The organism is Dolichospermum sp. LEGE 00246, assembly GCF_015207865.1.
Lineage (GTDB): Bacteria > Cyanobacteriota > Cyanobacteriia > Cyanobacteriales > Nostocaceae > Dolichospermum > Dolichospermum heterosporum.
The window spans coordinates 1-3,976 of record NZ_JADEWA010000491.1 but is presented as its reverse complement, the minus strand read 5'-3'; the positions used below and the strand labels follow the sequence as shown (position 1 = coordinate 3,976).

Here is a 3,976-nt window from a genome sequence, read left to right as displayed (position 1 = left end):
ATTTAATTCCTGTTTCTTCAGATGCTTTTAACCGAGCTTTTTCATAACAATCTGCAAATATTTCTATAAATAGAGGTTGCAAACTAGGACTATCTTCTAATAATAATTCAATACAAATACGTTGCTCTGTAATCGTACTGCGCCAGCTTTCACTACGTTTTTCAGGTTGATATTGCCATTTTAGTAAGTGCATTAATAGCACAATTAAACGGCTCTTTAACTCCCGTTTTTCACTTTTTCCCATGCTTTCAATTTCTTCTATCAGATTTGCTAAATCAATTTCTGCAAATTTCCCTGCTTTTAATTGTTTACATATTGTTTCTATCCACAGATAAAAATCTTGGTCGTAAAGATTATCATTGGTAATGACTGTTGGTTGATGTGTTGTCATAATGATTTCTAACCTCCTGCAATAATCCTATCAGTAAATCATTCTATTGCGTCTCTTTCTTCATAATTCACATTGATGCTAAATATAGCATTCCCCGGCAGAGCCAGGGAAGGAGGATAATAATCGACAATTTTCAATGCTAACCTACTTACAACTTTCCCTCACATATCTGGGAATTTAAAATTGGTGGATATCAAGTATTAGATAAATGGTTGAAAGATAGAAAAAATCCTAAGAGAGAATTATCTACTGAGGAAATTAACCGGTATCAAAAAATTGTCATTGCTTTAACAGAAACTTTACGAATAATGCAGGAAATTGATATAATTGTTCCAGGTTTTCCCATAGAGTAAAAACTGGTAATATTAACCAATATTAATTTCCTATCTACATTGAAAACCCAAAATATCTCCTATTTACCTCTCTCTCCTCATGGTGCAAAAATAATATTAGGAAACAATATTACACCAGAACAATTAGTAGTTCCCCTTGCACCCACTCCTACAACAATGTTTGGACCCCGTGCAGCTTGTTTATTATCACCAACAGGACCATTATGGGTATCAGATACAGGACATCATCGTTTATTAGGGTGGCAAAATTTACCCACAAAAGATCATCAACCCGCGGACTGGGTAATAGGACAAACTGACTTTTTTCATGAAGGACAAAATGCTAAGGGTACACCAGGAAAATCTACACTTAGTGTCCCTACAGGTATTTGTAAATGTGGTAATGGTTTAGCTGTTGCCGATGCTTGGAATCACCGCATTTTAATCTGGTACAATATACCAGAAGATAGTCATGTTCCCGCAGATTTGGTATTAGGACAAACTAACTTTATTGATAATGAACCAAATCGAGGTAATCAACAACCTGCGGCTAATACGTTACATTGGCCTTATGGTATTTTTTATCATCAAGGTAAGTTATTTGTAGCTGATACCGGAAATCGTCGGTTATTAATTTGGAATCAATTACCCACAGAAAATGGACAACCTGCGGATATAGTTTTGGGACAACCGGATATGATATCACGCAATGAAAATGGGGGTGGTTCTCCCACCGCCGCCAGTATGCGTTGGTGTCATGATATCACCCTTTGGGATGATAATTTAGTTGTTGCTGATGCAGGTAATAACCGGGTAATGATTTGGGAAGGAACACCAACAGAAAATAATGCCCCTTGTGCGGTGGTTTTAGGACAAAAAAACTTCAATTTTGTGGAATTAAATCAAGGTGTTTATTTTCCTAGTGCAAGTAGTTTAAGTATGCCCTATGGGGTAGATGTTGCGGGGGATTGGTTAATAGTTGCTGATACAGCTAATTCCCGGTTGCTAGGATGGAATAAACAAGCATCTATTTTATTATTGCAGGGTGCGATCGCTGATGGTGTGATGGGACAAGATAACTTTACAAATAAAAGCGAAAATCGGAATTTTGGACTACCAACAAGACAAAGTTTAAATTGGTGTTATGGAATTAAGGTTTGTGGGGAAACTGCGGTGGTTGCTGATTCTGGGAATAATCGCGTTTTGATTTGCAAGTTTTGATTATTTCACGCAGAGACGCAGAGGCGCAGAGGAGGAAGGATGAGAATAGAGGAAATTCGGGTTTGTGGGACTGTACAAGGTGTGGGTTTTCGTCCTACTGTGTATCGTTTGGCGAAGGTTTTTGGGTTAAAGGGTGATGTTTGTAATGATGGGAAAGGGGTGTTAATTCGTGTTTCTGGTGGTGAGGAAGAAATAACGGAGTTTGTCAATAAACTATATCAAGAATGTCCTCCTTTGGCAAGAATTAAGGAGTTGATTAGAAGTCCATATTTAGGGGAGTTTGATTTTAATACTTTTGTGATTTCTCGTAGTGTTAATAGTGTGGTGAAAACTGAGATTTCTCCTGACGCGGCAAGTTGTCCCCAATGTCAAAGGGAGATTTTTGATCCTTTTAGTCGTTATTTTCGTTATCCTTTTACTAATTGTACTCATTGTGGTCCAAGGTTAAGTATTATTCGCGCTATTCCCTACGATAGAAATAATACTAGCATGGTGAATTTTCCAATGTGCCAGGAATGTGAAAAGGAATATCAAGATGTAGAAAATCGTCGGTTTCATGCCCAACCTGTGGCTTGTTTTGTATGTGGACCTCGTGCATGGTTAGAAAGGACTGACGATAAACCTGTGATTTCTGATATGTTTTCCATGTTGGATGATGTGGATGCTGTTTGTACGTTATTACAAAAGGGTGAAATTGTTGCTATTAAAGGTTTAGGTGGTTTCCATTTAGCTGGCGATGCCACTTTAGAAAATGCAGTTTCAAAACTCAGAAATCGTAAAATTCGTTGTCATAAACCTTTGGCTTTAATGGCAAGAGATATTAATATTATTTCTGAATATTGCTATGTTAATGATTTAGAAAAGGAATTGTTAACAAGTTCTGCTGCACCAATAGTTTTATTAAATATTAAAGATCAGAGTAAATTAGCATCTTCTATAGCCCCAGGGCAAAATACTCTTGGTTTTATGCTACCTTATACACCGTTACATCATTTAATTCTCAGAAGAATGAAAGTACCAATAGTCTTAACTAGCGGTAATATTTCTGATCAACCACAATGTATAGATAATGAAGATGCAAAAGATAAATTATCCAAAATAGCTGATTATTTTCTTTTACATAATCGTGATATTGTTAATAGAGTAGATGATTCTGTAGTGCGAGTTATTGATAATCAAATTCAAACCCTCAGACGCGCTAGAGGATATGCACCAGCACCAATTCTTTTACCTCCAGGTTTTAAAAATATACCGCCTATTTTAGCAATGGGTAGTGAGTTAAAAAACACCTTTTGCTTATTACAAGAAAGTGAGGCAATTTTATCACAACATTTAGGAGATTTAGAAAATGCGGCTGCTTTTAATGCTTATCAAGAAACATTGAATTTATATCTGAATTTATTTCAACATCAACCAGAGATAATTGCTATTGATAAACATCCAGAGTATTTATCTTCTAAACTTGGCAAAGAACTAGCAGAAAATAATAACATTAAATTAGAAGAAATTCAACATCATCATGCCCATATAGCTGCCTGTATGGCAGAAAATCAAATCTCCTTAGATACAAAACCCATTTTAGGAATAGCTTTTGATGGGTTAGGATATGGTGAAGATGGTACACTGTGGGGAGGAGAATTTTTACTAGCAGATTATTGTAACTTTCAAAGATTAGCTACATTTACACCAATGGCAATGATAGGAGGAAAACAGGCAATTTATCAACCTTGGAGAAATACATACTCTCAATTAATTAATGCTTTTACTTGGGAAGAAATCAAAGAAAAGTACAGTGATTTAGAAATCATCAAATTTTTAGAAACTAACAACCCAAAACTACTCAACCAAATCATAGAAAAAGGTATTAATTCACCCTTAACATCATCAGTAGGCAGATTATTTGATGCAGTTGCAGCCGCAATAGGTATTTGTCGAGAACAATGTAGCTATGAAGGACAAGCAGCAATAGAAATGGAAACAATAGCTGATGTCAATATTTTAAACAATGATGAAGAAAGTCTAAATTCTGTCT

Annotated in this window: 3 protein-coding genes and 1 pseudogene; 3 read left to right on the top strand and 1 reads right to left on the bottom strand. The window is 35.8% G+C overall.

What is annotated here, in order from left to right:
* On the bottom strand, positions 1–391 hold a 391-nt coding region (locus IQ228_RS22740), incomplete at its 3' end, for a DUF29 domain-containing protein (protein ID WP_193964533.1).
* Between the two features lie 164 nt (positions 392–555).
* Here IQ228_RS22740 and IQ228_RS22735 point away from each other — a divergent pair.
* From IQ228_RS22735 to hypF, 3 genes and pseudogenes are all read left to right on the top strand, one after another.
* Positions 556–744, top strand: a pseudogene (locus IQ228_RS22735) (type ISP restriction/modification enzyme); the annotation flags it as partial.
* 39 nt (positions 745–783) lie between these two features.
* Complete coding sequence (locus IQ228_RS22730; protein WP_193964531.1) at positions 784–1,944, top strand: hypothetical protein; 1,161 nt, start codon at positions 784–786, stop codon at positions 1,942–1,944.
* Positions 1,945–1,983: 39 nt separating this feature from the next.
* The coding region (gene hypF / locus IQ228_RS22725; protein WP_193964529.1) for a carbamoyltransferase HypF at positions 1,984–3,976 on the top strand (1,993 nt) is incomplete at its 3' end.